Here is a 14,965-nt window from a genome sequence, read left to right on the forward strand (position 1 = left end):
TGAAGTGAACCCAAAAGTTTAGACAGCTTTTTTGATTAAGCGGCTTGAGTTCGGTATTGTACTGGGCTCAAGCCGTTAAGTTTTTGTTTGATTCTGTCATTATTGTAATAGTGAATATAATTGACAATATTCTTTTTAAGCGTTTCGATTGATGTAAATTTTTTCAGATGGAACATTTCAGATTTCAGAATGGCGAAGAAGCTTTCCATAGCTGCATTATCCAGGCAATTGCCTCTTCTTGACATGCTTTGCCTTATTCTTCTTTTTCGCAGCCTTTGTTGATACCCTTTCATTTGATATTGCCATCCTTGATCAGAATGGAGGATCGGTCTGGATTTTTCAGGCAACTTTTTTAGCGCCATTTCAAGCATATCCATAGTCTGATGGAACGTTGCCCGTTTCGATAAGGTGTAGCTGATTATCTCTCCATTGTAAAGGTCCATAATTGGCGATAAATACAACTTTTTACCTGACACATTGAACTCCGTTACATCGGTCACCCACTTTTGATTAGGCTTCCGGGCGTTAAAATCTCTATTCAGCAGATTCCGGGCAATTTTTCCTTGCTGCCCTTTATAAGATTTGTACTTCTTCCTTCTAACAAGGCTTTTTAGACCGCACTCTTTCATTAGTCTGGCAACACGTTTATGGTTGATATGCATCCCACTGCTCTTTAGAGCATCCGTTATTCGGCGATAACCATATCTACCCTTATGCTGACGATAAATAGCTATTATTGAAGTTTTAACGTGATTATCCTTATCAGGTTGTACCGATTTTTTCAAGTAATAGTAAAAAGTACTCCGTGCCATCCCCGCTACTTTCAGCAATATTTCCTGATCGTAGGACCGCCTTAATTCCTGGATGGCTTTTGCTGCCTGCCTTGTGCTTTGGCAGCTTTTTCCTGCTGAATTAAGGCGTCTAACTTTTTTAAAAATGCAAGCTCTGTGCGCAAATACTCGTTCTCTGCCTGCAAGGCAGCAAGCTTTTCCGCTTCGGGGTTAGACACTATTCTAGTGGTCTTTTTTTTCTTATTAGGCATTGCTGACTTTTTTCTACCTCTGTTTTCCATCAGTAAACCTCCTACTCCCTGGCTTTCATATATCTTTAACCAACGACCTACTACACTATCGTTAGCAATACCAAAGAGTGCTGATGTCTGCAATAAAGATAGGTGCTTTTTTAGCATATATTTTATAACCCGAACTTTAAACTCGCCCTCATAGCTGCCAGAGCGAAGCAACAACCCCTTCTTCCCAAACTGATTGTAAAGATTTACCCAGCGCTGAATACTCTTGTCGTTTCCTCCAATTTTACGTGCCGCAGAAGCCAGAGAGTCCTTACCAGAGATCACTGACTGTACTGCACCTATTTTTTGTTGATAACTGTATTTGATTCTTTTATTCATAAAAAATGTCCCCTAAAAGTGTCTAACTTTTAGGGGGCACTTCATTTCCGGAACAGCTTTTTTTGTACCTTGGCCGAAATGAGACTCCCTCTATGAGTATTGCAAGAGATAAACAGGCATATGCTGTCATCACCTGTTTGCTGTTCCTGAATGTAGTGCTTGATGTAGGCGCTGGATTCAGTATCCGCGGCTACTGGCCCGACCGGATATTATTTTACCTCTGGCTCATTGGCACGGTATACATTATCGTCACTTATTACAAGGAGAGATTCGTTAAAATATATACGTGGGTGTTAGTCGCGCTAACCCTGTTGTCTACGCTTCCCATGATGATACCCTTTCTTACCATTGTGAGTGTGGGTTTCGCGCAGGATACCCGGTTCCGTAAAGTACTGCCCGATAATTACCGTGTTCAGATGGGGGGTAAAAGCCCTATCGGCAATCGTATTTTTGAAGTCATGAAGGGCTTGGGCCCATTGGAAAGACTGGAGGGAGCAGCGAATATGAATCTGCTGGAAAGAGATCTTGGAACCGCTAAACTGGAAGACATTCAATCTGTGAAAGTGCTGCAGATGTGGCGGGACAGTAGCCGGATCGAGCTGCAGTTTCCTGATACCACCGTGCAGTTTCTCTTTAACAGAAAATAAAAAAGGCAGGTGTTGTTGCAAACACCTGCCTTTTAAGGTATCAGGATAATGGATGAAGGCCGGCAGCAGGGTCTGTATGATGTTGACGGGCTTTGGAAATTCTTCTTCCCCGGAAAAACAGGTAGAGGTTCAGGAATAACATCATACCGAGATAGATGAAGAAACCACCCAGCTTGGTGCTCAGTACTTCCATCAGTTCACGCGGTGTCTCGAGATGCTGCCCGATTTCCATGATCCGGAAAGCAAACCCGATGTTCAGCAAATAAAACCCCGTTTCAAAAAGTTTGTTGGTCGCCAGTGCCAGTTCCTGTTTCCCGTGAAAAATGTCAATCATAAATATTTTACTGTTTTTGAACAGTATCCAGGCTACGAGCCACGTAACGACAATGACTACGGGCAGATAAATCATGTAGGCGGAAAAGTTAAATGCGGGATGCATATGTTATGGTTTTATGGGATGAAGTAATTGTTTTTTTCTGCTGATGTAGTAGATCGCACTCATATTGAAACAGTGCAGCAACCCCAACGTGAGGACAATTAACCCCGTGCTCTCCGTTATTTGCGTCACCAGTCCGGTAACTGTATGAATCGTTTGCCAGAAGGAGATCATCACAGTGGCGTAGCCAATGTTCACCAGGTAATAGCCGGTGAGCAGGATATTATTGATGGCTTCACACAGCGCTGTGTCCTGTGGTATCAGGCCGTGAATGAAAACCCTGCCGTTCCGGTAAAAACGAAGTCCTACATGTACTGTGATCAGATAAGTGATAACGAAGTAAATCAGATAGGCAAGGATGTTCATGGCTTGTAAGTTTGCTTTTCTAATGTCAAAACTATTTAAAGTTTCGGTATTTTCAAAAAATATTGAAAGTTTTTTTGTGTGAAAGAGGTAGATGATTACCGGTAAAAAGGGGGCGGGGCAGCGGACTAGCTGTCGGTCAACCGGCGGGCGTATTTATTTTTGTAATCCACCGGCGTCACGCCGGTAATCCGGCGAAACACCTCCCTGAAAGTTTGCATGTCGGTATAACCGGTGTAGATCATTACCTCCTGAACGGACCTTCTGCCGATTTCGAGCTGGGTTTTGGCGCCTTCAATCCTGACGTGTTGTACATATTCTGCTACCGTATGACGGGTGGCTTTTTTGAACCGTCTTTCAAACGTGCGGCGGCTCATATTAAAGCGGAGCGCCAGCTCATCGACGGTGAATTTTTCCCGGTAGTGTTTTTCTATGTAGGCCTGGGCATCCCGGATAATATCGTCGTCGTGATCTTTCAGTCCGTGAAAGACGATGAAAGGGGATTGCATATTTTTATCCAGGTCCACCGCGAAATATTTAGCGGCGTAAATGGCCACCTCGCGCCCTGCATACTTTTCCACCAGGTGCAGCAACAGGTTCCAGTAGGCGTTGCCGCCGCCGCTGGAATAGAGGCCCTGCTGATCGGTGATCATTCGTTCATCCACCACTTCAATAGCGGGATAATAGAATTTCAATTCATTGGCGCAGGACCAGTGCGTGGTACACTGTCTTCCTTTCAGTAATCCCGAAAATGCCAGCAGGAACACACCGGAGCCCAGACTGGCCACTTCCGCGCCTTCTTTGTATTGGGAGGCTGCCCAAAGGGTGTATTCCCGGTTGAGCATCACGGCAGTGGTTAAATCTCCCGTGAGTGCCGGCACGATGATCAGGTCTGCATCTGTAATCTTTTCCAGCAGTACGTCCGGACGAATAGAAAAAGTCCCGTTCTCATACTGTACTTCTGCTGTTATGCCGGCCAGCTTCACGTCAAAGAGCGCCGGCTTTCCTTTTTCAGCCAGGAAGTCGTTGACACTATCGAATAAATGCCGGCAATCGGCAATAGAAGCTACCAGTGCATTGCGTACAGTGAGGATGTAGATGTGGACCATGTCCCAAAGATAAGCCGAACCGATGACGCAATTACCTACCTAAGGTTGTCGTATTCACCCGTTAGAAAGATGGGGGTTGGTATTTACCTTTGTATCGTTCTAAAAGAAATGATCATGCAGGCAATCACCACCTACTTTAATTTTATGGGTAACACAGAAGAGGCCCTGAATTTTTACAAGACGATTTTCGGAGGAGAAATCACCGCTTTGTCCCGTTTCAGTGATATGCCCGGCAGCGAGAAAATGCCGGCGCACGAGCGCAACAAGATTATGCATATGAGCCTGACGACCCAAAGCGGCGCCGTACTGATGGCCACTGACTTTCTCGAGTCTATGGAACAGCGGCTGGCAGTGGGCAATAATATACACCTGGTGATCAATACCGATTCAGAAAAGGAACTGGAGCAGCTGTTCGATATCCTGTCGGCCGGTGGTAAAGTGGAGATGCCCGTCAACAAGACTTTCTGGGGCGCTTATTTCGCTATGTGTGAAGACCGGTTTGGTATAAAATGGATGCTGAATTACAATTACCCGCAAAATAGTTAAACGATGTCTTTTCAAGCCTATCTGGATAATATCCAAAAGAAAACCGGTAAAACGCCGGAGGATTTTCAAAAGCTGGCCACCAAAAAAGGGTTGCTGGAAAACGGCGCTCTTAAGCCGGGTGTGAAAGCCGGGCAGATTGTAGCGTGGCTGAAAGAAGAATACGAACTGGGGCATGGGCATGCCATGTCTATTTACGCGTATTTCACCGGTAAAAGGGAGTAGGGGCGGGCTCAGGAAGTCCCTTCCCGTGCAACGGCCGCACCGGTATCGGAAAAAGTTATTGCCCTGCCCTTATTTTCTCCAGCAGCCGGTTGAGCTGCGTCACCTCGTGGTCATTCAGCGCGGCGTATACCTGGTCCAGTTTGTCCAGGTTGCGATCTACCTTTTTTACCTTTTCCAATCCGCTGGCGGTGATGCTGACTGCTACCAGCCGTTTGTCAGCGGGATTGACGGTCTTGCTGACAAAACCTTTGAGGACGAGCCGGTCAACCAGCCTGGACACGCCCGCGTTTTTCTCTTCCATCTGTTCCAGTATTTCGGAAGTAGAGAGTGGCTGGCTGGCCATGTGAAGTATTTTGAGGACGTTATATTGCTGGGATGTAAGTTCGTAGTTGGCAAAAAAGAGTTGTGACTGGTCGTATGACCAGTTGAAAGTCCGGAGAAGATTAAGGCCTAGTTTTCTCCGGACAGGTATTTCCGTGTTTTTCATAGCCTAAAACTACAAAAAGTTGTTTACTGGCAGAGGTAACCTCCATCCACGGGCAGATAAGCGCCTGTGCAGAAGCTGGCATCGTCGGAGGCGAGGAAGAGAATGGCTTTGGCTATTTCTTCCGGTTTGCCGAGTCTTTTCATGGCATGTTTGGATTCCATGTAGGCACGGCTGTCAGCGGATGCGTTGTCCATCAGCAGCGGCGTTTCGATATAGCCGGGACCGATCGTGTTGATGCGGATGTTGCTGGTACCGTTTTCCAATGCGGCCACTTTGGTCATGCCTACCAGTCCGTGTTTGGAGGCTGTGTAGGCAGCGATACCGATTTCGCCGACCTGGCTCATGATGGAACCTACGTTGACAATAGCGCCACCGGTATCCTGCCGGCGCATCCGGGCTATTTCATACTTCATGCCGTAGAAAACGCCGTTGAGGTTTACACCGGTGACTTTCTGCCATTCTTCGATGCTTTTCTCGTGTATGGGGGAGGCATCTACGATGCCGGCGTTGTTGATGGCCACGTCGAGCCGGCCAAACTGCGCTACGGTGGCGGCCACGGCATTTTCCATGTCTTCCGGTTTGGAGACGTCGCAGGCAATGAAGGCCGCTTCAGCGCCTTCCTGTAGTATGTCGTCGAGTGCCTGCTGGTTGAGCCGCAGGTCTGCAATCATTATGCTGGCGCCTTCACGTGCTGCCAGTATGGCGGTAGCTTTACCTATGCCGGAGATACCACCGGTAATCAACATCACTTTGTTCTCAAAACGTTTCATAGTCTGTCGGTTTTTAATCAAATTTAATGATTAGTCATTAATGATTAGTCATTAAAATGTTAAGGTTATGTTTTTTAACAGTTGGCTCGACAGGGGAGCCGACATGAGTTGACAAATACCTGGCGGTTTTACCGGTCAAATAATGGTTTTCACCGATAGCCGAATGTATTTCAACCGGAAAATGCTTTGTAATAGCCGGATCGGATGTACCTTTGTGACCCTATAAAACACGTGAAGCCATGAGAAAAGCATAACACAACGTATTTTGTTCCCCGTTTTTTGAAAAACATTCTATTATCGCAATTCACTACTATGCATACCACTTCCAAAAAAGCTGCGATTAGCTTTATTTTTATCACTTTGCTGATTGATGTGATGGGTTGGGGGCTGATCATCCCGGTGATGGCTGATCTGATTGCCCAGCTGAAGCACATTCCGGTCAATGAAGCCAGTACCTACGGCGCCCTGTTATTATCTGTTTTTGCCATCACACAATTCTTATTTGCTCCGGTCATCGGTAACCTGAGCGACCGCTACGGCCGCCGCCCTGTGTTGCTGCTGTCCCTCTTAGGATTCGGTATAGACTACATCATTCTGGCCCTGGCGCCTCACTATGGATGGTTGTTCATTGGCCGCGTGATAGCGGGCATTACCGGCGCCAGCTTTACCACTGCCACTGCTTACATTGCAGACGTGAGCACTGACGAAACTTCCAAAGCCAAAAACTTCGGGCTTATCGGCGCCGCCTTTGGTCTCGGTTTCGTATTGGGCCCTGCGCTGGGCGCGCTGCTGGCCACCTGGGGCATCCGTGCGCCATTTTACGCCGCCGCTGCGCTCTGCCTGCTCAACTGCCTCTATGGTTATTTCCTGCTGCCGGAATCGCTGACCAAAGAAAACCGCCGGCCGTTTGAATGGAAACGGGCCAACCCGTTCGGCTCCCTGAAGTTTCTGACCCGTCACCCCGAAATCGGCGGACTGGCGTTCAGCTTCTTCCTGATATACCTCGGTAGCCAGGCGGTACAGGGCAACTGGAACTTCTTTACCATCTACCGTTTCAACTGGAGCGAGAAAATGGTAGGTATCTCCCTCGCTGTAGTAGGCGTGCTGGTAGGTGCTGTACAGGCAGGGCTCACCAGGGTCATTAACCCGAAAATCGGGAACGAAAAAAGTATCTATCTCGGCCTGTCTTTATATGCGCTCGGCCTGCTGCTGTTCGCTTTCGCCACACAAGGATGGATGATGTTCGCTTTCCTGATACCTTACTGTTTGGGTGGTATCTGCGGACCTTCTCTCCAATCAGTGATATCCGGCCATGTGCCCCCGAACCAGCAGGGAGAACTGCAAGGCGCGCTGACCAGCCTCATGAGCCTGACCACGGTGATTGGTCCGCTGATCATGAACGGCACCTTTGCTTACTTTACCTCTGCCCAGGCGCCATTCTATTTCCCCGGTATGCATTTCCTGATCGGGGCGGTATGTATGATGCTCAGCGTGATCATCACTTATAAGGTGCTGACCCGCGAAAAAAGAGAGAACCCTGAACTGGCCGGCGTTATCAAAGGTGCTGCTTCCATGGGAGAAACACCGATGCATTAATGCCGATATAATATTATTCGCATGAAGGGCCGCTTTCCTCACACGGAAGCGGCTTTTTATTTTAAGAAAAGCAGGAGAGCGGTTTAAAGCCTGAAAGTTGTTGTATTTTCGTAGTTCGAAATTTATATATATAATGAAACCGTTGTTACAGAATCACCCGCGTGACTTGAATTTCCCTGTCCGGCCCCACTGGCGCTACTATGAAAAATATCGCAGACAACAGCCCGTACTATATGCTATTGCCACGCTGCTGGTCACTTTCGCCCTCCTTGATTTCTTTTTTCTGATAATGCTGATACAAAAGCTGATCAAAGACCCAATGCAACTCACTGCCGCCCAGTGGATACTGATCGGCAGTTTTGTGACGCTGGTGGGCCTTTTTCTCTTTGTAGCGCGTTATATGTCTGCCCTGCCGCTACGGGAGCAGCAACGTTATTACCAGGCCAGCGGCACCACCTGGCTGAGCGAAGATAAACGGCAGGCCCTGCGGCTGGAGCTGGTGGATATCTATAAAGGCGGTTACTGGAGCGAAACACTGGAATACTATCCGCTGGTGGCTTTTCAGGGCCCGGGAAAGTACCACACCTTCAAACCGGCGGAGGCCAACCTTTATAAAAAAGACCTCGACCAGAGCTGGGGCATTCTCACTACGGACAACTACCGGAAGGTGGCGCAGCAGCTGCTGACGAAGGGATACCATGCGGAAGCATTTGCCATGACATTGTCCCTGCGGAATAATGACAGCGCTGTCAGCACCCGGTTGGCTGCACTGACCAGCCTGCCGGAGCCCTATGTGCTTTCATGCCTGGAACACCGGCCTGATGGGCGTCCGCCTAAGCTGATTTGGGGTTATGAATGCTGGCGGCTGATCGTCATCTCCCGGGACGCTTATATGGCCGGGCATATCACAGCGGAAGAAGCCTGGAAAAATATCCTGCAGGCAGCGGATTATGTATACGAACTATTTGACGATTTCGCAGATTTCAGCGACAATTACCGCCTTGGTAATGCCTTTTGGAGTAATTCCTATGAAGTGACAAACGAACGGACTGTAGCTTATGAAAATTTCCTAACGCAATGCGACTGGCCTATGAAACATTTATCCTGGCCCGCATCCAAAGGCGTACAGCTTCCGGAAGCCATGGCGACCGGCTTCGCTACTGAACTGGCCATCGCCAAAAGTTTACAGCAGCAACCAGGGGAGCTTAACTGACGACTAAGGTCATTGGTTCTGTGATCGTCCTTACTCAGGCCATGTTGCGCAACAAACAGGGTATTAAATACTTCTGTTGCAGTCATGTTGTAAGGTAATGAATTGCCCACTGGAAAGAGGCATGGATACTCAGGTATCCGCGATTTTAGCTGCCAGGAATTCCTGTTCCTGTTGTGCAGCCGTTAACAGGCGTGCCTGTTCAAAACAAGCCACGGCTTTCTCTTTCTCGCCCATCCGTTTGTATATTTCACCCAGTACAGCATGATAGAGGTAGTAACGGTTTAGCTGGCGGTGGCCTTCCAACGCTTCCAGCGATTGCAACGCGGCCTTTGCGCCGGCATATTCCAGCATGGCCACACTGCGATTGAGCAATATCACCGGGTCTTTCGTGAGCTGCAGTAATGCATCATAGTAAGACAGGATCATTTTCCAGTTGGTGGCTGCATAGTTGGGCGCGATACAATGCTCATAGGCGATGGCGGCTTCGAGATGGAAAGGGGACAGGGCGGTGCCAACGGCGGCCTTGTTGAGCCATTCGTTGCCGGTAGCGATCAGGTTCTTGTCCCATTGCTGCCGGTCCTGCTGCGAGAGGGGGATAATGGTGCCGTCAATATGAAGCCTGCTGTGAATGCGGGCGGCGTGGAAGCTGAACAGGGCCATGAGTGCGGCAGCGCGTGGCTGCCGCGTATGCGCGTGATCGAGCAGGCACTGGCACAGGTATATAGCCTGTGCAATAATATCTTCCCGTATGAGCTGTTCATGCTGTGTGGCGCTATAGCCTTCATTGAACAACAGGTAGAGGCTGTTGAGCACCGCGTCCAGCCTGCCGGAGAGCTGCGCCGGCGGCGGAATATGAGGCCTTATCCGGCTGGCCCGAAAAAACGCTTTGGTCCGGTATAGCCTTTTGGAGATGGTGTCTTCTGAGGTCAGGAAAGCACGTGCCACTTCCCGGGTGCTGAAACCGCACAGTGACTTCAGGATAAAGGTGACCTGGTTTTCTGGGGAAATATCGGGATGGCAGCAGGCAAACATCATCCCCAGGAAATCATCTTTTATATTTTCGTCCTGCCAGTGCTGCTCCAGTGTATCCTCAGCGGATGGCGGCAGCTGGTCCGGGTTGGAGAAGTCAACGTCCGACTGATGTTTTCGCCGGCGTATAATATCGATCGCTTTGTTCCTGGCCACGCGGAAAAGCCAGGCTTCCGGGTTGTTGGGGATGCCGTTGAACTTCCAGGTTTCGAGGCCACTGAGCAGTGCGTCCTGCACCACATCTTCCGCGAGGGCATAGTTTTCTGTACCGAATATTTTTACCAGTACAGCCACCATCTTTCCGGACGCCTGTCGGAAAAGATGGTTCACTGCCTGGTCGATGTTTTGGGATGCGGTCATTTTTAATGTAACTGTCTGATGCCACGTATTTCAAGGGTGCAGCCGAAAGGCAGTCCCGGACAGCCTTTGGCCAGTTCTGCCGCCGCGGCGGCGTTGTCGGCCCGCAATACGAGGTAGCCTGCCACCAGCTCTTTGCCTTCAGCCAGCGGCCTGTCGGTAACGGTGGCGTTGCTGAGGACTGTCAGCCCTTGCGGTTCCAGGTTCTGGCCAGCGACATAGTTGCCGGAGGCCATCAATTCGCCGAGCCATTGCTGCCAGTGTTGCAGATGTTCCTGCATTTCCTGCGGGGAGCCAAGGCCGGGGTCTTTTCCGCCCCGGATGATCACTAAAAATTCCTGCATCGTCCTTATATTTTTGCGGGTGTTTTTAATTGTGCCACGAGAGTGGCAGGATTAAATTCAATATGTTCTGCGGAGATTTTTCCGTCTTTTATTTCCAGCAGATCGATCCAGCGGAAAACAACGGTGTTGCCAGTGGCGGGAATGCCATTGAATGCTCCTTTGTGGATGCCTTCCCAGCGGCCGTTGACCGTCACATAGTCGCCTTCTGCCAGTACCTGTTCCAGAACATATTGTCCGTCGAAGGCGGCAGCGCGGCGCTCCATTATGCCCAGGTGTCCGGCCGTATCGAGCGGTTGTTCTGTGGCCGGGTTGTAAAACCGGTGGTCTTCGGCGAGGTATTGACGGATGGCATCGAAGTCATTTTCGTTGATGCTGTCAAAGTACTTTTTGACGATGTTTTTGTTTGTCATAGTATTTGAATTTGTTACTATGACGTATCCCGTGATCCGGATTTGGACATCGGGACTAAAATATTTTTCAGACTTCCTGTAAAGTATTGATTTCCCTGCTTTTTGTTTCCAGGTCCAGTTCCACATGAATGGTGGTGCCGGCTCCGGGCTGACTGTCAAGCTCCAGTTTACCGTTGAGGTAACGGGCGCGGTTTTCCATGCTGGAGAGGCCGATACCGATGCGTTGCGGGCGTCGTGGATCAAAGCCTTTGCCGTCATCTTCCACCGTGATAAAAAAAGTGTGGCCGTTCTGGCTGCATTGCACGACAATGTTTTTAGCCTCGGCGTACCGCAGCGCGTTGGAGAGGGCTTCCTGAACAATACGGTAAATGGCCAGTTGAGCGGAAACGGGCATGTCTTTCCGGATATCGAAAGCTTCGAAATGGATGGTGGTCTGTGGTGTCTGCAGCGAGTCGCACAGTTCCTGCAGGGCTGTCTCCACGCCGAAGCGGGCGAGGGTTTCCGGCATCATGTTGTGGGCAATGCGGCGCACTTCAGAGACTGCGTTGTCTACCTGGTGGATAATTTTATCCAGCTCTTCGTGGGACCGTGACACGCCGCTCAGTTTTATCCTGATGCCCGACAGCAGGCCGCCCAGTCCATCGTGCAGTTCGCGGGCCACCCGGCGGCGTTCGCGTTCGGCGCCTTCCAGCATGGCTTCGGTGGCTACCAGCTGTTGCTGCTGCTGCATTTCCTTTACCTGTTGGCGGTGGTTGACTTCTTCCTGGACAGACAGTTTTTTCTGGTTGCGGTAAAATAACCAGGAGAAAGCGGCCAGTATCAGCAGGATGAGCGCCACGGTACTCAGCAGCCAGCTGAACAGCGACTGGTTGCGGGCTCTGGCCGCGGCTTCCTTTTTTTCCAATTCCAGTACGGCTATTTTCTTTTCGTGTTCTGCGTTGCGGTATTGAATTTCCAGCTCCTCCACTTGCCTGCGTACCACCTGGTTGTTGACGCTGTCGTTCTGTTCTTTATGCGCCATCATCATCTCGTAAGCGCCTTTATAGTCGCCGAGGCTGGCCATTGTTTCGGCCATTTCTTTTTTCAGCGTCAGCTGGTTTTTCTCATGCCCGATAAAAGTTTTATCAGTGGAAAGCGTTACCAGTATGGCTTTTGCTTCGCGGTACCGTTTCAGGTCTTTCAGTAGGGAGTATTTCTGATAGAGCAGGGCGCTGTAGCGATGGCCCTGGTTGAGGTGCTGCGCTGCTTTCATGCCGGCGTCAATAGCCTGCAGGGCGGCGGCGAACTGTTTCATGCCACCGTAGTACTGTGCATAGGTGGTATAGTAGAGCGAGGTATAAGACCGCTCTTCTTTGGATTCGGGCATCGCTGAAACGATGTCCAGGTTTTGTTTGGCCTTCGGCAGTTCTTTTTTGTAGATATAACAGGTGGCCATCCGGAGATAGTTCCAGATGATGAAATCGTCTTTTTGTCCTTCCTCTTTATATCTGTCGATGGCTTTCTGCTGATAGTGAATGGCTTTGTCGTACTCGCGTTCATTCATGAATGCCACTCCTACGGCGGAATAATACTGAGACAACAGCCCGTTTTCCTGTGATTTCTCTCCATAGGGGATACATCGTTCCAGTATAATGCGGAGAAATTCCCTGTCGTGTCCCCGGCGTTGTTCAATAAAGGCATAGTTGTACCAGAGACGGGCCCGCTGCCCGTATGCTTCCGGCGTGTCCAACCTTTCGAAGATGCGTTCCGCCGCCATCAGCCGTTGCTGACCTTTTTCGAAATCATCGACAAACACGCTGGCATTGGCGCGTACGGAAAGGAGCAGGCCTTCGTAATAAGGCTTGCCTTTGGCCAGCGGCGCAACCTTGTCTATGACAGCCATGGCTTTAACGGTATCGGTATACACCCAATAACTGGATATCTGTACTGCAGCGCGTATTTTTTCACTGTCGGTGCGCGCCCTGGCAAAAACGGATTCGAGACTGTCGAGGTACCGTTTATCGGTTGGGCTTTGCGCTTTCAGCACGGTGGTGAAAAAAATACAGCAAAGAAGAAAAAGGGTGGTTCGCATGGAATGGTTCATTCAGGGTATAAAAATAGGCAAAAAGCGATTTGTCTGGCGAGTTGGTCGGGCAGGCTGGCCATAAACCGGCAGATTTACTATCTTGTACGGCAAATGAACAACCCGAAAAGAATATGACGATTAGCAAAATTTGCGCAGCACTGGCCCTGGTACTACAACTGGCGATGGCCGGCCACGCCGGGGCACAAACGGCTACCCCGCCGGTATCGGATATGACCACCGGTCTGTTGACCTGGGCCAAACACCTAAACAACGACGTTGAAAAATATTACAAACCGGAAAAAGGCGAAGACCTGAGCCGGCACCTGGGTGACCTGAAGCAGGACCTGCAGGTATATATGAAAACCAGGAAAACACTGTCTGACAGCCTGTTCCGTCATAATATCGCACCCGGCAAAAAAGATCCCGACCGCCTGGAGGACCTGAAGACCAAAATGAGTACTGTGATGAATGATATGCGGAATGTGAGCGACCTGGTCAGCAACGATCTCCGCAAGGAAGGGGATAAGCTGAACGAGGACATGTATGAAGCGCTGTACGGACAGCAGCCCCGTTACCTGTCTTTTCTGGAGGCGTTTCTCGACGGCGTGGAGGTTACCAAAAAAGACCTGGCCGTTGATGGCAGCGTGCACTACCAGCGGTTGGAAGAGTGTATTGCACAGATAGCTTCCCTGAAAGACAAGATCGATAGAAAAACGAAAAAATAAGACCCGGATGCAAGCCTGGTAAGCCTGCCGACAGATACAACGTTTTGTTAATATTTGCCGGATGGTTTGCTTATATATTGATCCTGTGTTAGATTGAGTCGGAAATGAGCACTTATAACCCGTTTAGATGGCTGATATTATTCCTGTTAATGCTCTTGTTGCAGTTGGCGGCAAGGGCGCAGGTACGTGTGAGTGGAACGATATACGACCGTTCCGGTCGTTTCGGGATGCCGGGGGTAAGTGTCATGAGCACTTCCGGTGCGGGTACCGTGACGGACTCGATGGGCCGTTACGTGATCCGGCTTACGCTGGCAGACTCCCTGAGTTTTTCTTACCAGGGCAAGGCCACCATGAAGTTCCCTGTTAATGAGATCCATCCTAACCGTCCGTTTGATATGAAACTGCATGTGGATGTCACTACACTACCTACAGTGGTGGTTTCCACGAACCGGTTAAAAGACTATTCTGCCGACTCTGCGGCATTCCGTGACGAATACCGGAAAGTTTTCGATTATGCGCCCTCGTTGCTCGGTGGCACCAGTGGTCCGGGTGGCGTGGGCATCAACCTGGATATGATCTTTAATGCGAAAAAAATAAAACGCATGGAAGCTTTCCGGGAATTGCTCGAGCGGGATGAGCAGGAAAAATATGTAGATCATCGTTTTAATAAAGCGCTGGTGAAAAAGATCACCGGTCTTGAATCACCAGCGCTGGAGGCATTTATGAAACAGTATCGTCCCACCTATGCGATGTTCAGTTATTTCCGCAATGACTACGAATACTACCTCTATATCCGCGACAACGGGCGTCATTTTGCCAGGGTATGGGCCCTGGAACACCCGACGGTGAAAGATCCTGCCGGTTTGCAGATTATCCCGGGGCACTGATCAGCCAGCCTGCCTGATATCATCGATATTCATAGGTCCCCTGAAATTATTGGGTACGCCCACAATGATGTCCTTTATCTCAAAATAGGGAACTGCCAGTGTCTTCGACTCCCGGAGATATCCTATCAGATAACTGTATTGTTCCAGGTTAGTCGTCTCGATGATCATAAAATCGGAAACATGCGCATGGGTAAAATCGCAGTCAAACAGCCGGATGCTGCATTGATCGGCAAATTTGTCCAGCACGGCCCGGACTTCCGTTTGCACAAACAGGTCGCGCTCCGGCCGGGGGAGCGTCAGCCATTGCGGAGTGGCTTTTACCAAAAGAATAATTGTATAGTTCATAGTACT

19 protein-coding genes are annotated in these 14,965 nt (G+C 49.6%); 7 read left to right on the forward strand and 12 right to left on the reverse strand.

All coding sequences use genetic code 11. The features are described from left to right. Window positions 1–35 precede the first annotated feature (35 nt). Together B5D63_RS33350 and B5D63_RS34860 are read right to left on the reverse strand one after the other, a co-directional pair. Window positions 36–938: an IS3 family transposase gene (locus tag B5D63_RS33350; protein WP_143313049.1), complete on the reverse strand. Its 903-nt coding sequence runs from the start codon at window positions 936–938 to the stop codon at window positions 36–38. Next, window positions 854–1,408 carry a helix-turn-helix domain-containing protein gene (locus B5D63_RS34860; RefSeq protein ID WP_143313048.1) on the reverse strand — a complete coding sequence of 185 codons (555 nt, stop codon included), beginning with the start codon at window positions 1,406–1,408 and terminating at the stop codon, window positions 854–856. The genes B5D63_RS33350 and B5D63_RS34860 overlap by 85 nt, the downstream gene beginning before the upstream one ends. A gap of 92 nt (window positions 1,409–1,500) precedes the next feature. Between B5D63_RS34860 and B5D63_RS33355 the strand changes: the two genes are divergently transcribed. Further along, window positions 1,501–2,055 carry a hypothetical protein gene (locus B5D63_RS33355; RefSeq protein ID WP_078673238.1) on the forward strand — a complete coding sequence of 185 codons (555 nt, stop codon included), beginning with the start codon at window positions 1,501–1,503 and terminating at the stop codon, window positions 2,053–2,055. A 40-nt stretch (window positions 2,056–2,095) separates the two neighbouring features. On the opposite strand, the gene B5D63_RS33360 is transcribed toward B5D63_RS33355, so the two are convergent. The 3 genes from B5D63_RS33360 to B5D63_RS33370 form a co-directional block, all read right to left on the reverse strand. Further along, on the reverse strand, window positions 2,096–2,494 hold the full coding sequence (locus tag B5D63_RS33360; protein WP_078673239.1) for a hypothetical protein: 399 nt from the start codon (window positions 2,492–2,494) through the stop codon (window positions 2,096–2,098). A gap of 3 nt (window positions 2,495–2,497) precedes the next feature. Beyond that, window positions 2,498–2,857 (reverse strand): hypothetical protein, encoded by a 360-nt coding sequence (locus tag B5D63_RS33365; RefSeq protein WP_078673240.1) that lies wholly within the window; start codon window positions 2,855–2,857, stop codon window positions 2,498–2,500. 125 nt (window positions 2,858–2,982) lie between these two features. Next, window positions 2,983–3,963, reverse strand: a complete 981-nt coding sequence (locus B5D63_RS33370; protein ID WP_078673241.1) for a GlxA family transcriptional regulator — start codon at window positions 3,961–3,963, stop codon at window positions 2,983–2,985. Window positions 3,964–4,077: 114 nt separating this feature from the next. Between B5D63_RS33370 and B5D63_RS33375 the strand changes: the two genes are divergently transcribed. After that, window positions 4,078–4,509: a VOC family protein gene (locus B5D63_RS33375; protein ID WP_078673306.1), complete on the forward strand. Its 432-nt coding sequence runs from the start codon at window positions 4,078–4,080 to the stop codon at window positions 4,507–4,509. Window positions 4,510–4,512: 3 nt separating this feature from the next. Further along, a complete protein-coding gene (locus B5D63_RS33380) occupies window positions 4,513–4,731 on the forward strand; it encodes a DUF4287 domain-containing protein (protein WP_078673242.1) in 219 nt (72 codons plus the stop codon). A 55-nt stretch (window positions 4,732–4,786) separates the two neighbouring features. Here the strand turns inward: B5D63_RS33380 and B5D63_RS33385 are convergent, their stop codons facing one another. Beyond that, the gene (locus B5D63_RS33385) at window positions 4,787–5,218 is read right to left on the reverse strand and encodes a MarR family winged helix-turn-helix transcriptional regulator (protein WP_078673243.1); all 432 of its coding nucleotides are present in this window, start codon (window positions 5,216–5,218) and stop codon (window positions 4,787–4,789) included. 23 nt (window positions 5,219–5,241) lie between these two features. Continuing rightward, window positions 5,242–5,988 carry an SDR family NAD(P)-dependent oxidoreductase gene (locus B5D63_RS33390; protein ID WP_078673244.1) on the reverse strand — a complete coding sequence of 249 codons (747 nt, stop codon included), beginning with the start codon at window positions 5,986–5,988 and terminating at the stop codon, window positions 5,242–5,244. A 312-nt stretch (window positions 5,989–6,300) separates the two neighbouring features. Here B5D63_RS33390 and B5D63_RS33395 point away from each other — a divergent pair, with 312 nt between their 5' ends. Further along, on the forward strand, window positions 6,301–7,584 hold the full coding sequence (locus tag B5D63_RS33395; RefSeq protein WP_078673245.1) for a TCR/Tet family MFS transporter: 1,284 nt from the start codon (window positions 6,301–6,303) through the stop codon (window positions 7,582–7,584). 133 nt (window positions 7,585–7,717) lie between these two features. Then, window positions 7,718–8,797, forward strand: a complete 1,080-nt coding sequence (locus B5D63_RS33400; RefSeq protein WP_078673246.1) for a DUF1266 domain-containing protein — start codon at window positions 7,718–7,720, stop codon at window positions 8,795–8,797. Between the two features lie 129 nt (window positions 8,798–8,926). Here the strand turns inward: B5D63_RS33400 and B5D63_RS33405 are convergent, their stop codons facing one another. The 4 genes from B5D63_RS33405 to B5D63_RS33420 form a co-directional block, all read right to left on the reverse strand. Then, on the reverse strand, window positions 8,927–10,186 hold the full coding sequence (locus tag B5D63_RS33405; protein WP_078673247.1) for an RNA polymerase sigma factor: 1,260 nt from the start codon (window positions 10,184–10,186) through the stop codon (window positions 8,927–8,929). Between the two features lie 2 nt (window positions 10,187–10,188). Then, window positions 10,189–10,527, reverse strand: coding sequence for a YciI family protein (locus B5D63_RS33410; RefSeq protein ID WP_078673248.1), 339 nt, complete (start codon window positions 10,525–10,527; stop codon window positions 10,189–10,191). A 5-nt stretch (window positions 10,528–10,532) separates the two neighbouring features. Continuing rightward, window positions 10,533–10,937: an ester cyclase gene (locus B5D63_RS33415; RefSeq protein ID WP_159456264.1), complete on the reverse strand. Its 405-nt coding sequence runs from the start codon at window positions 10,935–10,937 to the stop codon at window positions 10,533–10,535. Window positions 10,938–11,004: 67 nt separating this feature from the next. Continuing rightward, on the reverse strand, window positions 11,005–13,008 hold the full coding sequence (locus B5D63_RS33420; protein WP_159456265.1) for a tetratricopeptide repeat-containing sensor histidine kinase: 2,004 nt from the start codon (window positions 13,006–13,008) through the stop codon (window positions 11,005–11,007). Between the two features lie 125 nt (window positions 13,009–13,133). On the opposite strand from B5D63_RS33420, the gene B5D63_RS33425 reads away from it, so the two are divergent. Together B5D63_RS33425 and B5D63_RS33430 are read left to right on the forward strand one after the other, a co-directional pair. Next, on the forward strand, window positions 13,134–13,727 hold the full coding sequence (locus B5D63_RS33425) for a hypothetical protein (protein ID WP_078673251.1): 594 nt from the start codon (window positions 13,134–13,136) through the stop codon (window positions 13,725–13,727). Between the two features lie 104 nt (window positions 13,728–13,831). Beyond that, window positions 13,832–14,614, forward strand: a complete 783-nt coding sequence (locus B5D63_RS33430; protein WP_078673252.1) for a peptidase associated/transthyretin-like domain-containing protein — start codon at window positions 13,832–13,834, stop codon at window positions 14,612–14,614. Here the strand turns inward: B5D63_RS33430 and B5D63_RS33435 are convergent, their stop codons facing one another. Continuing rightward, on the reverse strand, window positions 14,615–14,959 hold the full coding sequence (locus B5D63_RS33435; protein ID WP_078673253.1) for a darcynin family protein: 345 nt from the start codon (window positions 14,957–14,959) through the stop codon (window positions 14,615–14,617). Between the last annotated feature and the right edge of the window lie 6 nt (window positions 14,960–14,965).

Source organism: Chitinophaga eiseniae (assembly GCF_900167135.1).
Classification (GTDB): domain Bacteria; phylum Bacteroidota; class Bacteroidia; order Chitinophagales; family Chitinophagaceae; genus Chitinophaga; species Chitinophaga eiseniae.